General features: G+C 38.5%; 23 protein-coding genes. 17 read left to right on the forward strand and 6 right to left on the reverse strand.

From position 1 onward, the window contains the following. Positions 1-6 precede the first annotated feature (6 nt). Positions 7-1,059, reverse strand: coding sequence for a TerC/Alx family metal homeostasis membrane protein (locus tag EWM59_RS13085; protein WP_130021429.1), 1,053 nt, complete (start codon positions 1,057-1,059; stop codon positions 7-9). Between the two features lie 200 nt (positions 1,060-1,259). Here EWM59_RS13085 and EWM59_RS13090 point away from each other — a divergent pair, with 200 nt between their 5' ends. Then, positions 1,260-2,000 (forward strand): glycosyltransferase family 2 protein, encoded by a 741-nt coding sequence (locus EWM59_RS13090; protein WP_130021430.1) that lies wholly within the window; start codon positions 1,260-1,262, stop codon positions 1,998-2,000. A 58-nt stretch (positions 2,001-2,058) separates the two neighbouring features. Here the strand turns inward: EWM59_RS13090 and EWM59_RS13095 are convergent, their stop codons facing one another. Continuing rightward, positions 2,059-3,339, reverse strand: a complete 1,281-nt coding sequence (locus tag EWM59_RS13095; protein WP_130021431.1) for a metallophosphoesterase — start codon at positions 3,337-3,339, stop codon at positions 2,059-2,061. A gap of 265 nt (positions 3,340-3,604) precedes the next feature. Here EWM59_RS13095 and EWM59_RS13100 point away from each other — a divergent pair, with 265 nt between their 5' ends. The 6 genes from EWM59_RS13100 (at position 3,605) to purU (ending at position 8,091) form a co-directional block, all read left to right on the forward strand. Next, on the forward strand, positions 3,605-4,162 hold the full coding sequence (locus EWM59_RS13100; protein ID WP_130021432.1) for a TetR/AcrR family transcriptional regulator: 558 nt from the start codon (positions 3,605-3,607) through the stop codon (positions 4,160-4,162). A 160-nt stretch (positions 4,163-4,322) separates the two neighbouring features. Further along, a complete protein-coding gene (locus tag EWM59_RS13105; protein WP_130021433.1) occupies positions 4,323-4,841 on the forward strand; it encodes a DinB family protein in 519 nt (172 codons plus the stop codon). Positions 4,842-5,100: 259 nt separating this feature from the next. Beyond that, the gene (locus EWM59_RS13110; RefSeq protein WP_130021434.1) at positions 5,101-5,754 is read left to right on the forward strand and encodes a thioredoxin family protein; all 654 of its coding nucleotides are present in this window, start codon (positions 5,101-5,103) and stop codon (positions 5,752-5,754) included. A 100-nt stretch (positions 5,755-5,854) separates the two neighbouring features. After that, positions 5,855-6,670 (forward strand): nucleoside triphosphate pyrophosphohydrolase, encoded by an 816-nt coding sequence (mazG, locus tag EWM59_RS13115; RefSeq protein WP_130021435.1) that lies wholly within the window; start codon positions 5,855-5,857, stop codon positions 6,668-6,670. Positions 6,671-6,817: 147 nt separating this feature from the next. Next, positions 6,818-7,225, forward strand: coding sequence for a Holliday junction resolvase RuvX (gene ruvX / locus EWM59_RS13120; RefSeq protein WP_130021436.1), 408 nt, complete (start codon positions 6,818-6,820; stop codon positions 7,223-7,225). 26 nt (positions 7,226-7,251) lie between these two features. Beyond that, positions 7,252-8,091, forward strand: coding sequence for a formyltetrahydrofolate deformylase (gene purU / locus EWM59_RS13125; RefSeq protein WP_229239356.1), 840 nt, complete (start codon positions 7,252-7,254; stop codon positions 8,089-8,091). A 222-nt stretch (positions 8,092-8,313) separates the two neighbouring features. On the opposite strand, the gene EWM59_RS13130 is transcribed toward purU, so the two are convergent. Then, on the reverse strand, positions 8,314-9,942 hold the full coding sequence (locus EWM59_RS13130) for an OmpA family protein (RefSeq protein WP_130021437.1): 1,629 nt from the start codon (positions 9,940-9,942) through the stop codon (positions 8,314-8,316). 345 nt (positions 9,943-10,287) lie between these two features. Here EWM59_RS13130 and EWM59_RS13135 point away from each other — a divergent pair, with 345 nt between their 5' ends. Then, positions 10,288-11,268 (forward strand): bifunctional heptose 7-phosphate kinase/heptose 1-phosphate adenyltransferase, encoded by a 981-nt coding sequence (locus EWM59_RS13135; protein ID WP_130021438.1) that lies wholly within the window; start codon positions 10,288-10,290, stop codon positions 11,266-11,268. A gap of 602 nt (positions 11,269-11,870) precedes the next feature. After that, a complete protein-coding gene (gene rsgA, locus EWM59_RS13140; protein ID WP_130021439.1) occupies positions 11,871-12,779 on the forward strand; it encodes a ribosome small subunit-dependent GTPase A in 909 nt (302 codons plus the stop codon). A gap of 74 nt (positions 12,780-12,853) precedes the next feature. On the opposite strand, the gene EWM59_RS13145 is transcribed toward rsgA, so the two are convergent. Further along, positions 12,854-13,510 carry a phosphatase PAP2 family protein gene (locus tag EWM59_RS13145; protein ID WP_130021440.1) on the reverse strand — a complete coding sequence of 219 codons (657 nt, stop codon included), beginning with the start codon at positions 13,508-13,510 and terminating at the stop codon, positions 12,854-12,856. A gap of 62 nt (positions 13,511-13,572) precedes the next feature. On the opposite strand from EWM59_RS13145, the gene EWM59_RS13150 reads away from it, so the two are divergent. The 8 genes from EWM59_RS13150 (at position 13,573) to accC (ending at position 20,106) form a co-directional block, all read left to right on the forward strand. Further along, complete coding sequence (locus EWM59_RS13150; protein WP_130021441.1) at positions 13,573-14,127, forward strand: YceD family protein; 555 nt, start codon at positions 13,573-13,575, stop codon at positions 14,125-14,127. A gap of 70 nt (positions 14,128-14,197) precedes the next feature. After that, complete coding sequence (gene rpmF / locus EWM59_RS13155; protein ID WP_130021442.1) at positions 14,198-14,389, forward strand: 50S ribosomal protein L32; 192 nt, start codon at positions 14,198-14,200, stop codon at positions 14,387-14,389. Between the two features lie 100 nt (positions 14,390-14,489). Next, positions 14,490-15,434, forward strand: a complete 945-nt coding sequence (plsX, locus tag EWM59_RS13160) for a phosphate acyltransferase PlsX (RefSeq protein ID WP_130021443.1) — start codon at positions 14,490-14,492, stop codon at positions 15,432-15,434. A 130-nt stretch (positions 15,435-15,564) separates the two neighbouring features. Next, positions 15,565-16,548, forward strand: coding sequence for a beta-ketoacyl-ACP synthase III (locus EWM59_RS13165; protein WP_130021444.1), 984 nt, complete (start codon positions 15,565-15,567; stop codon positions 16,546-16,548). A gap of 45 nt (positions 16,549-16,593) precedes the next feature. Continuing rightward, positions 16,594-17,262, forward strand: a complete 669-nt coding sequence (locus EWM59_RS13170) for a hypothetical protein (protein WP_130021445.1) — start codon at positions 16,594-16,596, stop codon at positions 17,260-17,262. A 37-nt stretch (positions 17,263-17,299) separates the two neighbouring features. Further along, on the forward strand, positions 17,300-17,869 hold the full coding sequence (gene efp / locus EWM59_RS13175) for an elongation factor P (RefSeq protein ID WP_116981840.1): 570 nt from the start codon (positions 17,300-17,302) through the stop codon (positions 17,867-17,869). A gap of 309 nt (positions 17,870-18,178) precedes the next feature. Then, positions 18,179-18,664, forward strand: coding sequence for an acetyl-CoA carboxylase biotin carboxyl carrier protein (gene accB, locus EWM59_RS13180; protein ID WP_130021446.1), 486 nt, complete (start codon positions 18,179-18,181; stop codon positions 18,662-18,664). A gap of 98 nt (positions 18,665-18,762) precedes the next feature. Then, complete coding sequence (gene accC / locus EWM59_RS13185; protein WP_130021447.1) at positions 18,763-20,106, forward strand: acetyl-CoA carboxylase biotin carboxylase subunit; 1,344 nt, start codon at positions 18,763-18,765, stop codon at positions 20,104-20,106. 98 nt (positions 20,107-20,204) lie between these two features. On the opposite strand, the gene EWM59_RS13190 is transcribed toward accC, so the two are convergent. Continuing rightward, positions 20,205-21,632, reverse strand: a complete 1,428-nt coding sequence (locus EWM59_RS13190) for a TolC family protein (RefSeq protein WP_130021448.1) — start codon at positions 21,630-21,632, stop codon at positions 20,205-20,207. Further along, positions 21,604-24,849: an efflux RND transporter permease subunit gene (locus tag EWM59_RS13195; protein ID WP_130021449.1), complete on the reverse strand. Its 3,246-nt coding sequence runs from the start codon at positions 24,847-24,849 to the stop codon at positions 21,604-21,606. Before EWM59_RS13195 ends, EWM59_RS13190 begins: the two co-directional genes overlap by 29 nt. Positions 24,850-24,897 lie beyond the last annotated feature (48 nt).

Here is a 24,897-nt window from a genome sequence, read left to right on the forward strand (position 1 = left end):
ATAGTATTATTTCTTCTCCGGAAACACCACACTTGCTCCTATGCTTACCACTAATATACCCACAATAACCAACAGCGAGTGAACATTAGTAAACCCAACTGCTGATAACTGATGATGTAAAAGCATTTTGACACCGATAAAACTCAATAAAATACCTAAGCCATATTTCAGGAAGCGGAAAAGACCCATGATACTTGCCAGGAAGAAAAACATAGAGCGAAGCCCCATAATGGCAAATACATTAGAGAAGAATACAATATAAGGGTCTTTGGTAATAGAGAAAATAGCGGGAATAGAGTCAACCGCAAAAACCACATCAGTACCTGCAATTACTAACATCACCAGAAACAATGGCGTAATATACCATTTCTTAAATCGTTTATGATAGACTAAAAAATGGTCAATCACATTGCGTTTATAGACATTAAAATATTTAGAAGCAAACTTTACCACCGGATGTTTTGCCGGGTCTATTTCTTCATCTTCTTCTTTATTCCGCAGGATATTAACTCCTGTATAAATCAGAAAAGCGCCAAAAATATACAGAATCCATTCAAACTCCTGAATCAGGGCAGCTCCGATAAAAATGAAGATAAAGCGTAAAACAATAGAGCCTAAAATACCCCATACCAACACTTTCTTATAAAACTTCTTATGAACGCCGAACGAATTGAAAATCAGAATAAATACAAAGATATTATCAACTGATAACGAATATTCTGTCAGATAACCCGTTAGATAATCAATCGCCATGCTATTCTGAAAAGTCCTTAAAGCCGCTTCAAAATTCGGCGGGAGTTTCAACGACTCATAATACTTTTCCTTTACATCCTGTAGATGCGTTACATCACTAATATCATGAATCAGATAGCCATACTGGCGAAGAAAAAAGAAAAAGGCAATGGCCAGCGAAACCCAGACGGCACTCCAGATACCAGCTTCTTTAAAACTTACCACATGGCTTTTAGATTTACTGAATGCTCCCAGATCGAGAGCCATCACAAATGCAACAAAAATCGAAAACCCTATAAAAAATATAGTCTCACTTGATAATGACATATGAAATTTGCTAATACGAAATCTGCATTTCGTGTGTTAATTGTTATTAATTGGCATTTTGTTTGCCTGTTTATCATGAGTTGTGAGATAATTTATTCTTGGAAATCAGAAGAATCATACACTATTTTGCAACCCAATTCTAAAATGGTGATATTTCACCAAAAATCGGCTGCAAATTAGCACCGAAAACTCAATAATTTATGTATAATAACAAAAAAGTAGTAATTGTAATGCCTGCCTACCGGGCTTCACAAACACTTGAACGTACTTACCGAGAAATTCCATTTGATATTGTTGATGAAGTAATATTAGTTGATGATTACAGCCCGGACGATACCGCCGAAGTAGCCAAGCGATTAAACATTCATCATGTTATCAGACATGATATAAATAAAGGCTATGGTGGAAACCAGAAAACCTGTTATAACAAAGCCCTTGACATAGGGGCAGATATTGTAGTAATGGTACATCCTGACTACCAATATACCCCAAAGTTAATCAGAGCTATGGTGAGTATTATTGGCGAAGACCTTTATCCGGTAGTTTTTGGGTCAAGAATTTTAGGCAAAGGTGCCTTAAAAGGCGGTATGCCCATGTATAAATACATTGCCAACCGTTTCCTGACTTTTTCACAAAACCTGTTAATGGGACAAAAACTCTCCGAATATCATACCGGCTATCGGGCATTTTCAAAACAGGTATTGGAAACTGTACCATTCAGTAAATGTGATGATGATTTTATTTTCGATAATGAAATGATAGCACAGATATTCTGGAAAGATTACGAAATAGCAGAAGTTACTTGCCCCACCAAATATTTTGAAGAAGCCTCTTCTATCAATTTTGTCAGAAGTTCCAAATACGGATTAGGAGTACTAAGAGTATCTCTTCTATACATGTTTGCCAGAATTGGCCTATTCAAATGGAACCTGCTTAGCTAATAATAGAAGTCATAATAGTAACAGGGCGAATATCTGAATTGGTATTCGCCCTGTTGTTTTATACAGATTTCAATTCAAAAATTGTAATCTCAGGATAAATACCTAAACGACCCGGATAACCTATATAGCCAAATCCACGGTTCACATAGAGTTTCTGGTCTCCTTCTTCGTATAAACCTGCCCACTCTTTATAGCGCAATTGTACCGGCGACCACTTAAAATTACCTAATTCTACACCATATTGCATTCCGTGGGTGTGCCCGGCAAAAGCCACATCAATGTCTTTATACTTTGGTAAAACCTGATTTCTCCAATGGCTTGGGTCGTGCGAGAGCAACAATTTAACCGGATAATCCTGAGTATTAGCATTTGCTTTTTCTAAATTACCATATTTGGCAAATCCACCTGCACCCCAGTTCTGAATACCTAAAATTCCTATTTTTTCTCCATCTACTTTTAATTCACGATGTTCATCTATCAACAAATCCCAACCCATTGTTTTATGAGCACCCATTAAATCTATTAAGTTCTGTCGTTTTTTATCTGCCGATGCCCAATCAGTATAATCTCCATAATCATGGTTACCAAGGGTAGAGAAAGTACCCAATGGGGCTTTAATTTTAGAGAAAATATCAATGTAGTCTTTCACTTCCGGCGCAATGTTATTTACCAGGTCACCTGTAAAGAAAAACACATCCGGTTTTTCTTTCATCAACATTTCTACGCCACCTTTTACTGCTGTTTTATTAAAAAAACTACCTGAATGAATGTCAGAAAGCTGTGCAATGGTCATTCCATCAAATTGCTTCGGCAAGTTTTTCAGATTGAGTGTTACCCTTCTTAAATGATAATCATGCGCACCTGACAATATACCCCAGGTCATGCCACCTAAATGTAAACCACCTAAGGCCAGAGCCGATTTAGCTAAAAACTCCGAACGGCTAATACCCGTAGAGACAGGTTGTAGATTATCGGTAACCGCAGATGGTTTTGAGGCAGATGTACTTTGAAAAAACGAGGCAATCCATTTAAAAAAGCGGATAATATCGTCAATAAATAGTACCAATACCGAAAATACTTTTGATATATAGATAATAAAGACGCCTGCCATCACAAATGTCCTGAAACTGGCTTTAACCGGGGGTGCAGCAGGCATATAGGTAAAGACTCCTATAAAGGCAATGATTGAAATAATGGTTAAACCCCAATACCCATAGCCAATTATCCGTTGAGTAAGCCCACTTGATGAACGCATCACCAATTTAATTGCCTGCCAGACATATAAGTCTATCAGTACAAATACGACTGCCGCCAGGGCAAGTCCAAAAATTCTATTCATCTCGTTATGATAGTGTTTGTAAAACCGAATGAAAACAAAACGGTTTTATGAAAAATATGGTTTCCTCAGCCAATTTTTTAATCTTTATATATGATGAAAGGCATATTCTCTATGAAAACAACCCTTATTTACCATATGAAAGGTAATATCGTTATTGTAATGGTATAAATCAAATTTAAATTTTCCCTACCAATCGTTTGGTAAAATAAAAACTCTTTGTACATTTGTCCGGCTACGCGCCAATGGTCTTTATAATCAGATTTTAATGCCTATTCAGAAAGTAACAAAAGAAGAAATCTTGCTAAAGTCGTCAGATGTTTTCCGAACCAAGGGATATCATAATACGTCTATGCAAGACCTTGCTCAAAACTGTGGATTATTAAAAGGCAGTCTTTACCATTATTTTCCGAGTAAAGAAATGCTGATGAAAGACCTCCTGGTGTGGATTTACAATTACCTGAAAGAAAGGGTTTTTCCGATTGCACAAGATACAAGTCTTACCCCTGAAGAACGCATGGGAAAACTTCTGAAAAAAATGGGGAGGTTGCTTTTAGAAAAAGAGGGAGGTTGTCTGATAGGAAATACTACGCTCGAAACCGTAGGTGTGATACCTGAATTTCATGAAGTATTAAAAAATATCATGAATGAGTGGACAACCGCTCTGAAAGAAATTTTTATGACCCAGAAAGACCCGGAAACGGCATTCAAACTGGCTCAGCTAACCATTATGGAATTTGAAGGTGCAGTCATGTTTTCAAAACTGTATGGTGATAAACAGTATCTCTATGATGCTTTTAACCGTTCTATGCTGAAATTAAAATAAGCAAGAAATAGAGAACCAAGTCCATTATATTTTTTTCGGATAAAGAAACGAACGTTTGGTATAATATATCATTGAAGATTTTAATAGTGCGTTAACAGGTAATAGGTCAGGGAACGTGCCGTGTACGTTCCCATGATTTTCATCATTAAATCTTACAATCATGACAAAACCAGAACTACAACAAGCCTTGAAAGAACGTTTCGGCAAACTTGCCAATGAAACCGAAAGCATAGAAGAAACTCAGTTTTTTGCTCCTATTGGTGAAAAATGGTCAGTTGCTGAAAACATGCTGCATCTTACACAATCAGCCAAAGGTTTTAATCAGGGATTAGCTTTTCCGAAGGAAGTATTAGTCAGACAATTCGGTAAGATTGACCGTCCGAACTTAGATTATGATGGGGTAGTAAACGCTTACCTGACTATCTTAGGTACAGGTATCAAAGCCAGTGGTGCATTTGTTCCGATTCTACCCGAAAACCCATCAAAAACGATTCTGATTAACAGTTTCGTTAAACATCACGAAATACTGGCCAATTATTTAGACGAATGGTCAGAAACAGAATTAGATGAAATTGTTATCAGGCATCCTGTTTTAAAACTCATGACAATCCGGGAAATATATTATTTTATGCACTATCACATTGGGCATCATCATAAAGCTATTCTGAAAGGTTTATGATAATTGTATCACGATTTTTCAAATCGTCGTTTCATAGTAATAGATAAAAAACTACTTAATCTTGTGTGATAGTCCACCTAAAGATTTAAAAAATCGTGATACGGTATAACCTACTCAAAACACTATCAAACATATTCAGTGCTTATCTCCCAAAAGATTTTTATATTTGTCTGGTGATTAAATTTAAACTATCGGTATTAAAATAAATCTAATACACGTACGTTTGTTTAAGCAGGTTTTTTATAAAAAATCACATAACATGAAAAAGAAAATTGGGTTGGTTTTGAGTTTGCTGGTAGGATTGGGTTTTCTCTCTCTCCCATCATTTGCTATAACTGATGATCAGCCCGAAACCTCAATAAAAAGATTAGCAGGTTATGGTATTGGTGATGCCGTTGCCGATTTCAAATTAAAGAATGTAGATGGAAAAACGGTTTCTTTAAATGATTTCGCATCGGCCAAAGGCTTTATTGTAGTTTTTATCTCTAATCATTGTCCATTCTCCAAATCTTACGAAGACCGTGTAATTGCTATTGATAAAAAATATGCCTCACAAGGCTATCCGGTTATTGCTATTAACCCGAACGACCCCGAAGCTTATGAAGAAGACTCTTTTGTAAATATGCAGGCAAGAGCCAAAGAGAAGGGTTATACTTATCCATATCTGACCGACAATACCCAAACTATTACCAAAGCATTTGGTGCCATGCGTACCCCTCATGCTTTCGTATTGAATAAAGAAAACGGCAAAATAATAGTACATTATATTGGTGCAATTGACGATAACCCCCAAGACCCTGTCAATGTAACCAAGCATTATGTAAGCGATGCTGTAAATAGTTTACTATTGGGAAAACCTGTGGTAACCCCTACTACCAAAGCCATTGGTTGTGCTATTAAATGGAAAACCTGATAAGATTGATTAATTGAAGTAATATTTTGCCATCTGCTTTTTTCAGGTGGCTTTTTTGTTTTTTATTCCCGAACTTTACGAAAATTTCTATAATAGATTTATGAGCAATAAACTCCCTTTGGTATTTCCTCCTGAACGCATGGAGAAACTCATGGCTTTCGACCGATTATTGACCATTATGGATGAGTTAAGAGAGCAATGTCCGTGGGATAAAAAACAGACTATGGATACCTTGCGCCATCTGACTATTGAAGAAACTTATGAACTATCTGATGCGATTTTAGAGAAAGACCTGCCCGAAATAAAAAAGGAATTGGGAGATATAATGCTGCATCTGGTTTTCTATGCAAGAATTGCCTCTGAAACCGGAGATTTTGATGTAGCCGATGTGTTACATGGTATCTGTGATAAACTAATTTCTCGCCATCCTCATATCTATGGCGATGTAAAAGTAGAAAACGAAGAGCAGGTGAAGCAAAACTGGGAACAACTGAAACTAAAAGAGGGCAATAAATCGGTATTAGGTGGGGTACCACAATCTTTACCTGCTTTGGTAAAAGCCATGCGCATACAGGAAAAAGCCAGAGGGGTAGGTTTTGACTGGGAAGAAAAAAGTCAGGTATGGGGCAAGGTAGAAGAAGAAATGCAGGAATTTAAAGAACTATTCAATGCTGAAAAAGAAGAGGTGATAGATGCCGAAAAAGCTGAGGCTGAATTTGGTGACTTGTTATTTTCTTTAGTAAACTATGCCCGGTTTATTAACCTGAATCCTGAAACAGCCTTAGAGCGTACCAATAAAAAGTTTATCAAGCGTTTTCAATACCTTGAACAAAAAGCCAAAGAAGCCAATAAAAACCTGAAAGATATGACATTGGCTGAAATGGATGTGTTTTGGGAAGAAGCCAAACGCATTTAGTTTAAAATGATTCTTTTTCACAAATACTGCGTTACCAAAATCCTCATTTAGCTATGCTAAACTCCGGTTTTGGTTCCTTGTCTTTGTAAAAAATAATGCATTTTAATTCATAAAGTTTAATTTTAACAGTTTTAAATTAGCAACTAATTGCCCAGAATACTTGCCATCGATTACGGAGCCAAACGTACAGGTTTAGCTGTAAGCGACCCTTTGAAAATTATTGCTTCGGCTTTAGAAACTGTACCCAGCGAAACGCTGATTGCGTATCTGAAAAAATATACTCAAGCAGAGGAAGTAGAAGCCTTTGTAGTAGGAATGCCCAAAAATCTGGATGGCTCTGATACACATGGAACAAGCTTTGTGAACCGATTGATTGAAGAACTGAAAATACATTTTCCGGATATACCTGTTCATTTGCAAGATGAGCGATTTACTTCAAAAATGGCAGTTCAGACCATGATTGCCGGAGGAATGAAGAAAAAAGACAGACAAGTGAAGGGCAACATTGATAAAATAAGTGCTGTGATTATATTGCAGGGTTTTATGGGTATATAACTTTTAGATTATTAGTAGAAAAACTTATGATTAAACATATTCTTTTAATGGATGGACCCGATGCCAAAGGTCTTATTTTTCTGGTAACAAGTGTACTATACAAAAACGAATGTAATATTTTATCGCAAGACGAGTATGTAAGTCCTGACGGACAGTTTTTTATGCGTACAGAATTTGTAGCTCCGCAGGAATTAGACCCTGAGAAAGTACTGAAAGACCTGAGAGAGAATATTCTTTCTACAGCTATTAATCTGAGGATAAATCCTAAAAAGAAAAAAGATATAGTAGTGCTATGCACCAAAGAGCATCATTGTTTATCCGATTTGTTGATTCGTTATAATTTCGACGAATTAGATGCCAATATCTTGGCTGTTGTAAGTAATTATAATGTTCTTCAACCTTTGGTGAGTAAATTCGGGATTCCATTCCATTATGTAAGCCATGAGCATAAAACCCGTGAACAACATGAAGAAGCAATCTTACGTACCTTAGAGATTTACCAACCTGAGTATGTGGTCTTAGCCAAATACATGCGTATTCTTTCACCCGAATTTGTGGCAAATTATGCCAATAAAATAGTCAACATACATCATTCTTTCTTACCTGCCTTTATTGGAGCAAACCCCTACCGTCAAGCCTATGAAAGAGGTGTAAAAATCATAGGGGCAACCGCCCATTTTGTGAATAATCATTTAGACGAAGGGCCAATTATTGCCCAGAATATTAAAGACGTTGACCATAAATACACTTACCTTGATATGGCACGTGATGGCAAAGAAGTAGAAAAATCAGTACTGACCCAAGCCTTGAAGCTGGTCTTTAATGACAGGGTTTTTATTTATGGGAATCGGACTGTGATATTGTAGATAGTCTTGAACTGTGATTGACCCGCGCGGCGTCCGCTGATTTTATGATTTCACTGATTTTCAGAGGTAGAATAAACTGTATTTTGATTAAAATTAATGATTGCTTATGCTAATTTCATGAACTAATCAGCGAAATCAGCGGACGCCGCGCGGGTCAATCAGCTAAAACGGTACACCATCGCGGCATAGTTCAGACAATAAAAGTTCAGACAATTAGACATATCACTTCCTCACAATAGCCAACTGCACACGGCGGTTTTGTGCTTTGCCTTCTTCTGTATCGTTGGTAGCAATCGGTTTGGTCTCGCCATAACCTACACTCGTTACACGTGCCGCCTGAATCTTTTTGGAAAGCAGGTATTTTCTTACAGCTTCTGCCCTATCCTGCGATAGTTTCAGGTTACTTTCATTAGAACCCACATTATCTGTATGTCCTTGAATCTCTATAGCCAGATTAGGGTTTTCTTTCATAGTATCAACAATTCTGTCTAATTCAGGATAAGAATCGGGGCGCAAAGTAGCTTTAGCATATTCAAAGAAGATATTGTTTAATGGTAACTCTACTCCTACCTCTATTGCTGCCACTATTATATTATCGTTTTTTATTTCCTTATGCACTTCTACCTTTGTCAGGTCTATAAATTTTTCAATACCTATAGAGCCTGGTGCTTCGGCTCTATAGCTATACTTAGCTCCATAAGGTAACACAATCTTATATTCTTGTGTAATTGGGTTAACATAGGCTTCTCCTTCATCACCGTCAGGTAGCACTTTATAAATCACCTTAGCATCCGGAATAGGCTTTCCGGTTTTACTATCTACTACTCTACCACTCACAATTACCACAGGCGTTGGGGCAAGGCTATTGGGGTCAATAGGTGTGCCGCCATCATCTAAACTCTTTTGCTCTGCAGATTTATCAGTAGAAGTTTGAACCCCTGCAACTACAGGTGCTTCTTTTTTCTCTTCACGTAGTTTAAAACGAACAATATCGCCTTTGCCTACCGAGTTTTTCTTGGTACTTACATAAGCATATTCTCCCGAGGCAGCTACCGAAAAAGAATACTCATTGGCATCAGTATTTACCTTATCCCCCAAATTTACAGGTTTCGACCACTTCGTCCAGCTTCTGTCTTTGCGTTTGGCTACCCATATATCAGTGCCTCCTAATCCTCCTTCTTTTCTGTCTGAAGCAAAGTATAAAGTATAGTTATCTGAGGCCAGAAAAGGCGTTGTTTCAGTACTTCCGGTATTAATATCAGCCCCTAAGCTCTCAGGTTTCGACCACTTGCCGTCTCTTCCTAAAAAACATACATAAAGATTATCTTCTTTTGAGTTCTTCTTTTCACTAAACGCCAGTATCAAGGTTCTTCCATCGTTCGATAAGCAGGCTGTCAGGTATTGCCCTTTGCAGATTTCATCAAACTTCGGAATCACGATCTGCTCTGGCTCCGACCATCCGGTTTTTGTTCTTTTGCACATAGATATACCTGCCATATTATCTCTACGACCATTATGATAGACCCCTGAAATCAGAATCTTATTCCCATCGGGTGTAATGCTGAACAAATCGTTGTATTGGTCTTTGTTAATGGTGTTGGGCATCCGGCGGGCAATTGTCCAGTTGCCATCATCTCTCTTTTCCGAGTACCATACATCCTGGCTACCTTTTGTACCAAAACTGTTAGAAGGATGGCTAACCCTTACAAAATACAGCGTTTTATCGTCGGGTGAGATAATAGGATTCAACTCATTAAACTCGGTATTGATGGCAGAACCCAATTGCTCAAGCGTTTGTGCCTTTGCAAAAAAAGAATTCAGTACAGCTAATAAAAGGATACTATAACGCATAGTTTTGTTGGTAGTCGGTATGGCAAATGTAATCTTTATGTATCAATTCTTCAATGTTTGATACTATTGACTTCAAAAATAATTGCTTACAAATAACGCAATCTCTCTGCCAAAATGTATGATTTTAAAAAAAAATCGTTTAAAATCCTTACTTTTGCAATTCCAATTTGTAATGACAGCGAATAAAATTCGTCGGCTAAAGAAACAAGGGTTTTTACATTCATTGTCGGACTTAAGTCCGACACATATTATAAAATAACTCCTTTGTTATCTTAGACACCGACCGCAACGGCGGGCCGTTTTATTCTGTGAATAACTATCAGACAATACGAAATCCATTTTTGAATGACAGTCAATCAAATTTTTGATTCTTTTGATAATCTGCGGGTCTTGATTATAGGTGATGTAATGATAGACTCTTATATATTCGGAAAAGTAGAAAGAATTTCACCGGAAGCTCCTATACCGGTAGTAAATGTAAAGCGCAAAGAGATACGTCTGGGAGGCGCAGGTAACGTAGCCATGAATATAAAGTCTTTAGGAGCTACGCCTGTTTTATGTTCAGTAATCGGGGCAGACCCTGAAGCGAAAGATTTAATTGAATTATTAAAGAACAGTGCTTTACCTGTTGACGGTATTATACAAAGCCCGAACAGGGTAACAACCGTAAAGCAGCGGATTATGGCAGGGTCGCAGCATGTGGTAAGAATAGATTCTGAAATGGATACGCTTATCAACGCAGATGAAAGAAGCCAGTTAATAGAAAGAGCCAAAACGCTGATTCCATCGTGCAATGTAGTGATTTTTGAAGATTATGATAAAGGTGTTTTAGACCAGCAAAGTATTCAGGAGATTGTGGCTTTTGCCAGGCAACACCAGATACCTACTATTGTTGATCCCAAAAAGCGTAACTTTACCCATTATCAGGGAACAGACTTGTTTAAACCAAATCTGAAAGAACTGAAAGAAGGCCTGAAAATAGATTTCAATGCCGATAAGTTAGAAGACATTAAAGCAGTAGTGGCCGAAGCAAAAAAAACATTAGGTGTTAATGGTATTTTTCTGACACTCTCTGAGAGAGGTGTTTTCATTGATTTTCAAGGCGAAGTGCATCATGTAGCAGCACATTTAAGAAGCATTACTGATGTGTCGGGGGCAGGTGATACAGTAGTAAGTATAGCCGCTATCTGTTTAGGACTGAAATTGTCGCCAAAAACTATTGCAGAATTATCAAATTTAGGAGGAGGTCTGGTTTGTGAATCAGTGGGTGTTGTGCCGATTGAGAAAACAAAATTAAGGGCAGAGTACCAGAAGAATAACCCATAAGAAAACGCTAAGGGCGTATAGATACGCCCTTAAAATATAGGCAAAAGATTCTCTGTACTTGCTTTATACAAAAACAGGCATAAAGGAGAATATGATATGTGAGTAAAATTTTTTTGACTACAATACATATAAGCAAAATTATCTTACATAAGGTCTGTAATAAGGTAATGTTGGTTTGGTTTTCTTGGTTAAAGAAAAAACGACAACTCCCACAGCTACAGCAGCGATTCCGAATAAAACTCCCTTTTTCATGGTTGTATAAGATTTGTTTAAATAATAGATGATTCTATAACTGATAAACGTAAGAACCGAACAAAACGTTGTGATAAACACTTAAAAATTTCTTAAAAATTTATTTAATGGTAAATTTTCTTTTTTTATCCTATACAATTAGTAGATAATAGCGAAAATTGCCCGAAAATTTAGCAGTATATAATTGTTTACTACTTATCGCTTTGTTAGAGAAGAGCAAATCTAAAAGAGAACGAAAAATAAAAAATTTTAAGTTTTTAAGACTAATTTAAGCATTTTTAATTTATATTGTATTAAAAGAATAATTAATTAAATTATAGCAAGTTTTGAGCCAGAAAATAGGTTTAGTCATGCGTTCCACAGGTTCCTGGTATGAAGTTCGTACCGAGGAGGGACATATTTTGCAATGTCGGCTAAAGGGAAAGTTTAAAATCAAAGATTTAAAGGTAACAAACCCTATTGCTGTGGGTGATAAAGTAGCGTATGAGATTGAGAATGAAACTGAAAATACAGCTATTATCTACGATATACTTCCCCGAGAAAATTATATTATCCGCCAATCGGTACATAAAACGGCACATGGTCATTTATTAGCTACCAATCTCGATCAGGCGATACTGATTGCCACACTAACTTTTCCGAGAACCTCACTGGGTTTTATTGACCGCTTTCTTGTTACAGCCGAATCGTTCCGTATTCCTACAGTGCTGGTCTTTAATAAACTGGATATTTTAGATGATGAAATGATAGCTTATCAGGAAGCACTTGCCGACCTATACGAAAGCCTTGGATATAAATGTTTGTTTACCTCAGCCATTAATAATATTGGGGTAGATACTTTCAACGAGTTGCTGAAAGGGAAAGTAACATTGCTATCCGGTCATTCGGGTGTTGGTAAATCTACTTTAGTGAATGCCATTGCGCCTGATTTAGATTTACGTACTTCCGAAATTTCAACCTTTGCTAATAAAGGGGTACATACTACCACTTTCGCAGAAATGTTTGAAATAAACCCTGAGACTTTTATCATTGATTCACCTGGTATCAAAGAATTAGGACTGGCAGATATGGAAAAAGAAGAAATCAGCCATTACTTTCCTGAAATGCGGGAATTGTTAAATGAATGTCGTTTTCACAACTGCCTGCACATTGATGAACCCAAATGTGCCGTCAAAGATGGTGTAGTAGAAGGCACGATTGCTGAGAGCCGATATAGTAGCTATCTGAGTATGGTATTGGGTGAGGATAATCGAAAATAAACTTGTGGCTCATGTGGTGCGAGCATCTTGCTCGCAGTTGGTTTATCAACTAACCAGTAGGCTATCTATTAACACTATTCTTCCTTCCTTAATTGCTTTAACGGCGAACGAGACGTTCGCCCCACAATAAGCATAATCCCCAACACTACAGCCACACTCAATATACTCCCTGCAAAAACATCTCTTGGAAAATGTTGAAATAAATATACTCTTGAATACCCTATTAACATTGCCAGACCCAGCCATAAAAAACCAAGTGCATTGTTTCTGGCTACCAGCATAAAAAAACAGGCAAAAGCAAAACCTGTAAATGTATGCCCCGACGGAAAACTCTGCCAATGATGTATTTCCAGACCTCTGACAAGATGAATGGCTCGCCCGCTATTTTCATAGACCTCCATAGGTCGTGGCAGATTAAAAATATTTTTCAACCCAACTGATATAATTCCTTTGGTAATCCAAATAATTATAAGCATTATTGCTTTGTTTTTTACGTCTTTTTTTCCGCTGAAATATTGGTATAGGTACACCAGTAAAGGTATCAACCAGAAGCCATCTTCACCTAAAAGCGTAATCAACCAAAAGAAAGTATCAAGAGAAGGGCTATGATGCCTATTGACCCAGAACGTCATTTCAGTAGGCGAGAAAGCTATCTGTAAACAGGCCAGAATAATCAACCACAGGAAGAACAGGATAAAAAACGCACGATGATTTCTAAGAATTTTAAGCATTTTCTCTAAAAACTTTCTTAATTCCAAAATTAGCAGTAAATTTGCAACCTTTCTGTAAAAACGTGAGCAAGGTAATATCAAAATATGACATTCATATTCAGGGCCTCGAAAATAATAAGCAATACACTTATGAGTTTGAAGGAGGTAATGAATTTTTCGAGTTTTTTGAACAGGATATTATTACAAGCGGTCATTTTAAAGCCGAGGTAGTACTTGATAAAAACTCGGCTCTTATGCAATTGTCTTTTGATATTGAAGGAGTAGTAGAACTGACGTGTGATCGTTGTCTGGAACCTTTCGAGGAACCTATTCATTTAAAAGAAAAATATATCTATAAATTTGGAGACCGACACGAAGAAATCACCGACGAAATAGAGATTATTCCCCAACATACCGCAACTATTAACCTTGCCCAGCACATGTATGACTTTATCGGGGTTTCGCTTCCAATGAAGAAATTACACCCCCGGTTCAGAAATGAAGAAGACGACGAGGACGATAAATTTATATATTCGACAGACGAAGGAGCAGAAGAAGATGAAAAAAAAGAAGAGCATATAGACCCACGTTGGGCGGCTCTCTTATCGCTGAAGAATCCGAAAGAAGGACAAAATTAAGATAAATATAAGTACAAAAAATATTAATGCTGGCTTGGGAAAGACGGTGTTAGTTTAATTCATCAGAACAATGGCACATCCAAAACGAAGACATTCGACAACAAGAAGAGATAAACGTAGAACACACGATGCTTTATCAACAAAGGCATTGGCAGTAGATGCCACTACAGGTGAAATTCACCTACGTCATCGTGCGCACGTATTTGAAGGAAATTTATATTACAAAGGTAAATTAGTGGTTGAAAGCTACGAAAAAGCATAAGATTTTTCGTAAATTACTTGATTCCGGTATTTTTGAATAAGGTAAAACCTTGCTGATATTCCGAAACAAGCAAACATTTATTCACTAAAGCCATTCCTTTATGAAAATTGCCGTTGATGTTATGGGAGGAGATTTTGCTCCCAAAGCCATTATCGAAGGTGCCGTAATAGCTGCTAACCATTTGCCTGAAGGTACGAAACTCGTATTGGTAGGCAAGCAGGGAGTGATGTTAGATATTTTACGAACGTTAAAATATCCTGCTCATGCTATTGAAATGGTTAATGCCGATGACATTATCGAGATGAGTGAGCATCCTACAAGAGCATTTTCTCAAAAACCCAATTCCAGCATTGGAGTTGGGTTTAAACTTTTAAAAGAAAAGCAGGTAGATGCTTTTTGTAGTGCAGGGAATACAGGCGCCATGATGGTAGGGTCGCTGTTTACATTAAAAACAGTAGGCAATATCCAACGCCCTCCTATTGCCGGCTTTTTCCCTCTGAAAAATGGTGGTTACAGCCTTATGCTCGACATAGGTGCCAACGCTGACTGTAAACCGGAAGTATTAGCCGAGTTTGCAGAGTTAGGTTCGTTATACGCCAAATTCTCATTTGGTATCGAACGTCCTAAAGTAGCTTTGCTGAATATCGGCGAAGAAGAACAAAAAGGGTCAACCGTTGTTCAGGCAGCTTATCAGTTATTAAAAATCAGCAAAAAAATAAACTTTATCGGTAATGTAGAAGGTCGTGATTTGTTTGATGGCAAAGCAGACGTGATAGTTACAGAAGGTTTTACAGGAAACGTGATTTTTAAAATGGGCGAGTCGTTGTATGACTACGCAGCAGAACAAGGCATTAAAGACCCGTTGATTGACCGCATGAACTACGAAGTAGGCGGCGGAAGCCCGATTATTGGTATCAAAGGTAATGTGATTGTGGCACATGGTATCTCAAGCCCTGAAGCCATCAAAAACATGATTCTTCTGGCCAAGCGTCAGGTGGACTCAAAAGTAACCGAGCAAATAGTAGAAGCATACGAAAATAGATAAGCCCGTAATCTGTAAGATTACAGGCTTATTTTTTATTAATTAATAATACTTTTCATACTGATAAACTAACCCCAGTAACGAAAAGAAATCTGAATTTCTCCTTCTGTTTGGGGTTGGAAAAAATTGTACAATGAAACTTAGAGCAGCTATCACAGGTGTTCATGGCTATTTGCCAGAAGATATTTTGACTAACGAAGACTTATCTAAGATTGTAGAAACCAGTGATGAGTGGATAACCACCCGAACAGGTATCAAAGAACGCCATATACTTAACAAAGAATTAGGCACCTCTCATATGGCTTCTGAAGCAGTTAGAGGTCTCCTCAAAAAAACCAATACCCAGCCCGAAGAAGTAGATTTAGTAATATGTGCAACGGTAACACCAGACTATATGTTTCCGTCAACAGCCAATCTGGTTTGTACCCAGGTGGGGATACCTACTATTGGTAGTTTCGATATTCTGGCTGCTTGTTCAGGTTTTCTGTATGCCCTTTCTATTGGTTCACAATTCATCGAATCGGGCAGATATAAAAAAGTAATTATTATCGGGGCAGATAAAATGTCTGCTATCATAGATTATACCGACCGCACCACCTGCGTATTGTTTGGTGATGGTGCCGGAGCCGTGATGCTTGAGCCTACAACCGAAGAAAATGGGCTGATGGATTTTCTGCTTCGTTCTGACGGAACAGGAGAAAATCACTTGATTATGAAAGGTGGTGGAAGCCGCTTCCCTGCTTCTCATGAAACTGTTGACCAACGTTTACATTATATTCATCAGGAAGGGCCGTCTGTATTCAAATTTGCCGTAACCAATATGGCTGATATATCGGCAGAAATCATGGAGCGTAATAAGCTGACCGGAGACGATATTGCCTGGTTAGTACCACATCAGGCTAATAAGCGTATCATTGATGCCACTGCCCGCCGTATGGGCATTGGTGATGAAAAAGTAATGCTGAATATACAGAAATACGGAAACACAACTGCCGGAACTATACCGCTTTGCCTTTTTGATTATGAAAAACAATTGAAAAAAGGTGATAATCTGATTTTAGCGGCTTTTGGTGGCGGCTTTACGTGGGGTTCTGCCTATATTAAATGGGCGTACTAAAAAAGTAAAAGCAATCATAACACTATTCTAACACAACGCAGTAAAATGAAAAAATTACTGATACTAACAATAACCTTATTAGGGTTACAATCCACATTTGCCCAGCAGATGAGGGTAGTTGAGCAATATTCATTAGGCTATGGTTTTGACAAAAAAACGTCAGTACCGACATTTATGTATAGTCAAACCTTGGTAATGGGTAAAAAAAATAGCTTTGCTATTGGTACAGGTTTCAGAGTTACCTCTTTCTTTGCTAAAGGTAAAACCTATACAGGTACAGAGGCTAAAAATGAGAAAGTAAGTTTTATTCCTTACCCACGTGCCAATGTAAATACCTTTAACATTCCGCTTATTCTGGAGTTTCAGGCAAAAAAAGTATTGATAGGTGCCAATATTGATTTAATAGGATTCGCTTTTGGTAAAACAAGAGATTCTTTGACTATAAAAAACAACAGTGGCCAAAAATTAGACTCACTGAGTGCTTCTCCGCCACGCCTGAATTTAGCCTTGGGGGGTAGAGGAACAACCACTAATCAGGTTTATATTGGTTTCAGACCACAGGAAGAATTTACAATTAAAGTAGGTGTAAACTTCTTATTCACCCAGTATAACGCACGCTATCGCAGAAACGGTAAAGATGTAGAGTTCGGACGTTTCAAATACGATGTTCCACTAATGCCTTTTGTGAGTCTGGTCTTTAATTTTGAACGATAAATATATTTTGACAATTAAGTTTGAATACTAATTAGTAATGGCAACAACAGCAGATTTTAGAAATGGCCTTTGTCTGGATTGGAACAATGACCTTTATACAATTGTAGAGTTTCAACACGTAAAACCTGGTAAAGGTCCGGCTTTTGTGAGAACAAAACTAAGAAACCTACGCACCGGAAGAGTAATTGATAATACTTTTAACTCTGGTGTAACAGTTACAACGGCACGTATAGAAAAAAGACAATATCAATTTCTTTATAAAGACGAAACAGGTTTCAATTTTATGGAAACCGAAACATTTGAACAGGTAAATATTGAAGATAAACTGGTTCCACAAGCCGACCTGCTAAAAGAAGGTCAACAAGTAGATATTCTGGTTCATGCTGAAACTGAAACTATTTTAAGTGTAGAATTACCTGCTTATGTAGAGTTAAGAGTAACTTATACAGAGCCCGGTGTAAAAGGCGATACTGCTAACAGCCCATCGAAACCGGCAACTGTTGAAACAGGAGCAACTATAAAAGTACCTCTTTTTATTGAAAACGACGAATTGATTCGTGTAAATACAAGTACTTACGAATACGATTCAAGAGTAAAAGAGAAATAAAATACTAATAACAGACGACATCGCATTGTGCAGAAATAGGGAGTGAATAAAATTGATTTAAGAATTTTTTAATTCTGAAATCAAACGTGAGCGTTCCGGATTTCTTTGTGGGTGTCGTCTTTATGTTTACTTTTGTAGGAGCATAACCCCACCCCTTCCCCTCCCCAACTGTGGAGAGGGGAGAAAAAATAAAAGTCCCTTTCCCCACTGTTGGGGAAAGGGATTTAGGGAAAGGGGTCTTAGTTATAAAAAAACTCCCGGAATCAGATAAACTAAAACTCAATTAGAAACGACAAATCTTTACCCTTCATGGAAACAAAAGACATTCAGAAACTGATAGACTTTATTGCACAATCAGGATTAGATGAAGTAAATATCGAAACATCGGAGTTAAAATTAGCTATTAAACGCTATTCAAACGTAGCACCTGTAGCCATTCAGCAAGCACCTGCACCTGTTATTCAGGCTCCTGTTTCTGCCCCAACACCCGCTGCAGTAGCACCTGTTACTCAACCTGCCGCACCTGCTGAAAAACCTGCTGCTGCCAGCGCAAGCAACCTCATTACCATTAAATCGCCAATGATTGGCACTTTCTATCGTTCTGCAGGCCCTGATAAGCCGTTTTTTGTAGAAGTAGGTGATGAAGTTTCATCAGGCAAAGTTGTTTGTATCATTGAAGCAATGAAACTATTCAACGAAATTGAATCAGAAGTATCCGGAAAAATTGTAAAAATATTGGTTGATAACGCCTCACCTGTTGAGTTTGACCAGCCATTGTTCTTAGTAGAGCCTTGATAGGCCTGACTTATAGAATAAGTTTCATAACATTTTTCTGCAAAGTTTGTTAATTGATTCAATAGCCGAAAACGCTTACAATTCCTAATTGAAACTTTATGTTCAAGAAAATACTTATAGCCAACCGTGGCGAAATTGCCCTGAGAATCATCAGAACCTGTAAAGAGATGGGCATAAAAACCGTGGCTGTTTATTCAACTGCCGACCGCGACAGTTTACACGTACGTTTTGCCGATGAAGCCGTTTGTATTGGCCCCGCTGTAAGCAAACAATCGTATCTGAATATTCCGAATATTATCTCTGCTGCCGAAATCACCAATGCCGATGCGATACATCCGGGCTATGGTTTCTTGTCAGAGAATGCCGAATTTTCAAGAATCTGTGCCGAATACGGTATCAAGTTTATTGGTGCTACTGCCGAGCAAATCAATTACATGGGTGATAAAGCTACGGCTAAAGCTACCATGAAAGACTCAGGAGTACCTGTTATTCCGGGGTCAGAAGGTTTGTTAGAATCAGTGGAAGAAGGCAAGAAAATAGCCAAAGAAATCGGGTATCCGGTTATTGTGAAAGCAACTGCCGGAGGTGGTGGTCGTGGGATGCGTATCATCAAAGACGAAAGCGAGTTTGAAAAAGCCTGGGACGATGCCAAAATGGAATCAGGAGCCGCTTTCGGGAATGATGGTCTATATTTAGAGAAATTTGTAGAAGAACCCCGCCACATCGAGATTCAGGTAGTGGGCGACCAATATGGTAAAGTATGCCACTTATCAGAACGTGATTGTTCTATTCAACGCCGCCATCAGAAATTAGTAGAAGAAACTCCATCACCGATTGTTTCGCAGGAATTACGTGAGAAAATGGGTGAGGCAGCTATCAAAGGTGCTGCGGCTATTGGTTATGAAGGAGCAGGAACTATCGAGTTCCTGGTAGATAAACACGGCAAATTCTATTTCATGGAAATGAATACCCGTATTCAGGTAGAACATCCGATTACAGAAGAAGTAACCGATTTCGATTTAATTAAAGAGCAGATAAAAGTAGCGGCTGGTGTACCAATTTCAGGAAAAAATTACTTCCCGAAATTGTATGCGATGGAGTGCCGTATCAATGCCGAAGATCCGGGCAATAATTTCCGTCCATCACCGGGTAAAATCACTAATCTGCATTTACCGGGTGGGCACGGCGTGAGAGTTGACAGCCACGTGTATGCAGGCTATACCATTCCGCCAAACTACGACTCTATGATTGCTAAGCTAATCGTAACTGGTCAATCAAGAGAAGAAGTAATTACCCGTATGAAACGAGCCTTGCAGGAGTTTGTAATTGAGGGTGTAAAAACTACCATTCCATTCCATATTAAACTCATGGAAGACGAGCAATTTAAATCGGGTCATTTTACCACCAAGTTTTTAGAAAGTTTCGATTTTAGTGATTTATAAAAAAAAGGTCCTCAAACGAGGGCCTTTTTTTGTACACTGTCTCCTAAAATTTACAATCAATTGAATAATGAATGATGAGATTATTACTTTCCAGTCAACTACTTCCAGCCCCCTCCCAACGCCTTATAAATATTTACTTCGGCATTCAATTGTTTTTTCTTAATCTCCATCAATTCCATTTTTGCTTCTAAAGCCTCTCTTTGTGTCAATAAAACCTCGGTATAATCGGCTCGTGCTGATTTGAAAAGGTTATTGGAAATTTCGATAGAACTACTCAGAATTTCTACCTGATTGGCCTTTGTGGCATAACTCTCAGAGTAATTTTTATTACCTGCCAATTGGTTGATTACTTCCAGATGTGCGTTCAGTACTGTCTGTTCATATTTATAAACTGCCTGAATCTGCTTTTCGTTGGCATTATAATAATTGGCTTTAATCGCATTTTTGTTGATTAAAGGAGCAATCAAATCACCCAGCACATTAACCGCAATAGATTTAGGATTAATGAGATAAATAGGATTAAATGCCTGCAAACCAATACCTGCCCGAAGCGTGATATTAGGATAAAAAGCGGCTTTGGCCACAGCAATATCCAATTTCGCCGCCTCTAATTCCTGCTCTGCCTGACGAATATCGGGGCGATTGCTCAATAACTGTGAGGGAATCCCGGCAGAAATCTTCAAAAACTGAATATCATTCAAATTGGCAGAATTACGCTTGACAGGCTGAGGGTTTCTTGCTACTAAGAAATTGATTCGGTTTTCGGTTTCTACAATCTGCTGTTGAATCTCATATTTAAGATTTTCGGTATTTAATACCTGTGCCGTAAACCGATTCACTGCCAACTGGTTGACACGTGCAGCCGCTTTCTGTACCTTTACCATTTCAAGCGCATCTTTCTGAAGTGCAATATTCTGCTGTACGATTTCCAGCTGGTTATCTAATACCACCAGTTCATAATAAGAATTGGCTATCTCGGCAATAAGGTTTGTAACCACAAAGTTTCTACCTTCTATCCCAGACAAATAACGTTTTACGGCCGCATCTTTGGCATTATGCAATTTTTTCCAGACGTCTATTTCCCACGAGAACGTACCCATAAGTGCCTGTTCACCAATATACTTAGGCAATTTATCTGTTCTTGTTTTCGCATCTTCTTCCGAAACGCCATTCCATGTATAATGTCCTGATTTTTCACCACCTAAACCTGCTGTTAAAAAACCAAACGGCTGATACTCCCCTTTTCTTGCCATGATTTCGTTGCGGCTGATTTCGATTTCATGAAGCATCATATTCAACTCCTGGTTATTTTTGAGAGCTTCATCAATCAGGGCGGCAAGGTTACTATCATTGAAATAATTCCTCCAAAGAATATTTTCAGCTTTAGTAGTATCTCCGCTGATTTCGAATTTGTCCGGCAATGAGTTGGTAACTGTTTTAGTTGGCAAATTTTCTACCTTACAGCTACCCAACGCAATAATCAGAGCCAGAAAGACACTATACCTTTTTATTCTTTTGTTCTTCATTTTGTTTCAGAATTTTTGAAATTAACTTTCTAAGTCTACTTTGTTCACCAATTTCCGTTTGTCTTTCTACCAGGTCTTCGCTCAGTGTTACTACAGCTTCGTCATTAATCAATTTTTTCCCATCAATCAATTTGCCAAAAATATAGTACAACCCAGGCACAATTAAGACCCCGAAAATTGTTCCGAACAGCATCCCGCCCATAGCAGATGAGCCAATGGTTTTATTACCTACTGCACCGGCACCATGCGCCCTGACCAGTGGTATCAAACCTGCAATAAATGCAAAGGAAGTCATCAGGATAGGTCTGAAACGTGCTTTTGCTCCCTCAATAGCGGCATTAAGTACTGTCAAACCTTCGTTGCGCTTTTGTATGGCAAACTCTACAATCAACACAGCATTTTTCCCTAAAAGACCCGTAAGCATAATTAAACCAATCTGGGCAAATACGTCATTACTCAAACCCATGCCTTTTAATAGCAGAAAAGAGCCGAATATACCCGGAGGTAAGGATAGGATAACAGCCAAAGGCATGATAAAGCTTTCGTATTGTGCCGCCAAAACCAGATAAACGAAAAATACCACCACCATGAAAATGATAATTGCTTCATTTCCCCGACGGGCTTCATCGTACGATAAGCCTTCCCATGCTATATCATAGCCTTTAGGTAAGGTAGATTCAGCTACTTCACGAATCGCCTTAATGGCATCACCCGACGTATAACCCGGAGCAGGTACTCCATTGATAAGCGCCGATGTATATAAGTTATATCTGGAAATCTCGTTAGGCCCCTGTGTTTTTTTGATGCTCATAAAAGCTGAATAGGGTACCATTTCACCTTTGTCATTTTTTACAAACATGTTCAGAATATCTGAGGGGTCTTTTCTGAAATCAGGGTCAGCCTGCGTATAAACTTTGTAATAATTATTAAATCGTACAAAGCCTTGCTCGTAGGTACTACCAATCATAATATTCAGGTTTTCCATGGCTGCACCCACCGAAACCCCTTTTTGCATAGCTAATACATTATTTACCTGTATTTCGTATTGTGGATAGTTGGCAGAATAAAAACTGAATAATCCGGTGAGTTCTTTTCGTTTTTTCAATTCCGCAACAAAGTCTCTATTTACCTCATCGAATTTCTGGTAATCTACTTCGCTACCTTTATCTAACAATCGAACCGCAAAACCTGATGAAGCACCATAACCCGGTACGGCTGGTGGCTCGAAATACTCAATAACAGCCCCGATATTTTTTGTTCTTTCTTCCAACGCCTCCATAATCTCTGTCACAGATTGCTTTCTTTCCGACCAGTCTTTGAGGTTGATTAAGCAAGTACCTGCATTAGAACCACGGCCTTCGGTCAGGATTTCATAACCCGCCATGGCTGTTACAGATTTCACGCCTTCGGTTTGTTTGGCTATTTTTTGTAATTCGAGCGAAATAGCGTTCGTCCGTTCAAGTGTAGTACCGGGAGGCGTTTGAATAATCGCATAAATTTGTCCCTGGTCTTCACCCGGTATGAAACCGGCAGGTAAAACAGTATTGACACCCATGATACCTACTGCAAAAATTATCAATACACCAAAGGTTACCACTCTACGATTGACAATTACAGTCAGCAATTTGGTGTATTTGCCCAGCAACCATTCAAATCTTTTATTGAACCAATCGATAAACCGATTGATAGGTGTCTTTTTCCGAGGCTGTCCATGTGTATTTTTCAGAATCATGGCACATAATACAGGTGTCAATGTAAGAGCCACCACTCCGGAAAGCACAATAGATGAGGCCATTATAATGGCAAATTGTCGATAAAGTACGCCTACCGGACCTGTCATAAATGCGACTGGTACGAATACAGCCGTCATGATTAAGGTAATGGCAATAATTGCCCCACTGATTTCTGTCAGTACTTTCTGTACAGCTTTAAATGGGGTTAAATGCTCTTCCTCCATCTTTACGTGAACTGCTTCAACTACCACAATGGCATCATCAACCACTACCCCGATAGCCAATACTAAGGCAAAGAGTGTAATAAGGTTGATACCAATCCCAAAAAACTGCATGAAAACAAATGCCCCAATTAAAGAAACGGGTACCGCTAACGTTGGAATCAGCGTAGAACGGAAATCGCCAAGGAAAAGGAATACCACCAATGAAACCAGTATAAAGGCCTCTACGAGTGTATGTAAAACTTGGTCAATTGAAGCATTTACAAAGCTTGACACATCATAGTTGATTTCGTAATCAACTCCCGGTGGAAAATTCTTTCTCAATTCTTCTAATTTTGCTTTCACATCAGCAATAATCTGATTGGAGTTACTTCCCGGATTTTGTTTTAAAACTAATGAAGCAGATGGGTAGCCATCTTTATTGGTGTAAATATCCACAAATTCACTCCCTACGTCCACCTTGGCCACATCTTTCAGTTTTAAAATTTCACCTTCCGAATTTGCTCTGATGATAATGTCTTTATATTGTTCAGGTTTATTAAACCACCCCTGATAAGTAAAAACGTATTCGAGCGATTGCGCTACCTTACCGGAACTTAAACCCACACGACCCGGACGACCCAACACGCTTTGTTCATCAATGGCTTTCAGTACGTCATCAGCAGAAATATTGTAAGCTCTCATTCTGTCAGGATTCAACCAGACACGAATGGCAAAGGCTCTGCTACCCACAATTTCAGAACGACCTACCCCGCTGATACGTTGTAATTCGGGAACCACCAGATTATCGGCATAGTTGAACAAAAACTTCTGGTCATACTCTTTATCTGTACTGAAAAAGTTGACGTACATCAACATACTTGGTTGTACAGGCGTAATAATAAGCCCCTCCCGCTGAACTAAAACAGGTAAGTTTGCCCAAACCTGGTCTACACGTGTTTTTACACGGGCAGCCGCAATAGTCGGGTCAATACCGGGTTCAAACACAATCTGTAAAGTAGCTTCGCTGGCACTGGTGGCATCTGACATCATGTATTGCATACCCGGTACACCATTGATGGCACGCTCCATGATGGTCAGCGTTGATTTTACCAGTACATCAGCGTTTGAGCCGGGAAACTCAATGAAAATATTTACCCGAGGCGGAGCTATTTCAGGAAACTGGGATATGGGGCGAGTGAAAATCGCCAATACTCCCAAAAAGACGATTGCCAGCGACATAGCTATTGCCAGGACTGGTCTTTTTATGAATTTACTAAACATTTTTTCTGCGTTTTGTCGATACCTTACTGATTGCGAATCGTCGCACTG

This window comes from Emticicia agri (genome assembly GCF_004168285.1).
In the GTDB taxonomy this organism is placed as follows: domain Bacteria; phylum Bacteroidota; class Bacteroidia; order Cytophagales; family Spirosomataceae; genus Emticicia; species Emticicia agri.

What these genes read in the sequence shown, in the direction of transcription:
- EWM59_RS13085 (WP_130021429.1), bottom strand. Translation starts at nt 1,059, where the DNA reads ATGTCATTATCAAGTGAGACTATATTTTTTATAGGGTTTTCGATTTTT.
- EWM59_RS13090 (WP_130021430.1), top strand. Translation starts at nt 1,260, where the DNA reads ATGTATAATAACAAAAAAGTAGTAATTGTAATGCCTGCCTACCGGGCT.
- EWM59_RS13095 (WP_130021431.1), bottom strand. Translation starts at nt 3,339, where the DNA reads ATGAATAGAATTTTTGGACTTGCCCTGGCGGCAGTCGTATTTGTACTG.
- EWM59_RS13100 (WP_130021432.1), top strand. Translation starts at nt 3,605, where the DNA reads ATGCCTATTCAGAAAGTAACAAAAGAAGAAATCTTGCTAAAGTCGTCA.
- EWM59_RS13105 (WP_130021433.1), top strand. Translation starts at nt 4,323, where the DNA reads ATGACAAAACCAGAACTACAACAAGCCTTGAAAGAACGTTTCGGCAAA.
- EWM59_RS13110 (WP_130021434.1), top strand. Translation starts at nt 5,101, where the DNA reads ATGAAAAAGAAAATTGGGTTGGTTTTGAGTTTGCTGGTAGGATTGGGT.
- mazG (WP_130021435.1), top strand. Translation starts at nt 5,855, where the DNA reads ATGAGCAATAAACTCCCTTTGGTATTTCCTCCTGAACGCATGGAGAAA.
- purU (WP_229239356.1), top strand. Translation starts at nt 7,252, where the DNA reads ATGATTAAACATATTCTTTTAATGGATGGACCCGATGCCAAAGGTCTT.
- EWM59_RS13130 (WP_130021437.1), bottom strand. Translation starts at nt 9,942, where the DNA reads ATGCGTTATAGTATCCTTTTATTAGCTGTACTGAATTCTTTTTTTGCA.
- EWM59_RS13135 (WP_130021438.1), top strand. Translation starts at nt 10,288, where the DNA reads ATGACAGTCAATCAAATTTTTGATTCTTTTGATAATCTGCGGGTCTTG.
- rsgA (WP_130021439.1), top strand. Translation starts at nt 11,871, where the DNA reads ATGCGTTCCACAGGTTCCTGGTATGAAGTTCGTACCGAGGAGGGACAT.
- EWM59_RS13145 (WP_130021440.1), bottom strand. Translation starts at nt 13,510, where the DNA reads ATGCTTAAAATTCTTAGAAATCATCGTGCGTTTTTTATCCTGTTCTTC.
- rpmF (WP_130021442.1), top strand. Translation starts at nt 14,198, where the DNA reads ATGGCACATCCAAAACGAAGACATTCGACAACAAGAAGAGATAAACGT.
- plsX (WP_130021443.1), top strand. Translation starts at nt 14,490, where the DNA reads ATGAAAATTGCCGTTGATGTTATGGGAGGAGATTTTGCTCCCAAAGCC.
- EWM59_RS13165 (WP_130021444.1), top strand. Translation starts at nt 15,565, where the DNA reads ATGAAACTTAGAGCAGCTATCACAGGTGTTCATGGCTATTTGCCAGAA.
- EWM59_RS13170 (WP_130021445.1), top strand. Translation starts at nt 16,594, where the DNA reads ATGAAAAAATTACTGATACTAACAATAACCTTATTAGGGTTACAATCC.
- efp (WP_116981840.1), top strand. Translation starts at nt 17,300, where the DNA reads ATGGCAACAACAGCAGATTTTAGAAATGGCCTTTGTCTGGATTGGAAC.
- accB (WP_130021446.1), top strand. Translation starts at nt 18,179, where the DNA reads ATGGAAACAAAAGACATTCAGAAACTGATAGACTTTATTGCACAATCA.
- accC (WP_130021447.1), top strand. Translation starts at nt 18,763, where the DNA reads ATGTTCAAGAAAATACTTATAGCCAACCGTGGCGAAATTGCCCTGAGA.
- EWM59_RS13190 (WP_130021448.1), bottom strand. Translation starts at nt 21,632, where the DNA reads ATGAAGAACAAAAGAATAAAAAGGTATAGTGTCTTTCTGGCTCTGATT.
- EWM59_RS13195 (WP_130021449.1), bottom strand. Translation starts at nt 24,849, where the DNA reads ATGTTTAGTAAATTCATAAAAAGACCAGTCCTGGCAATAGCTATGTCG.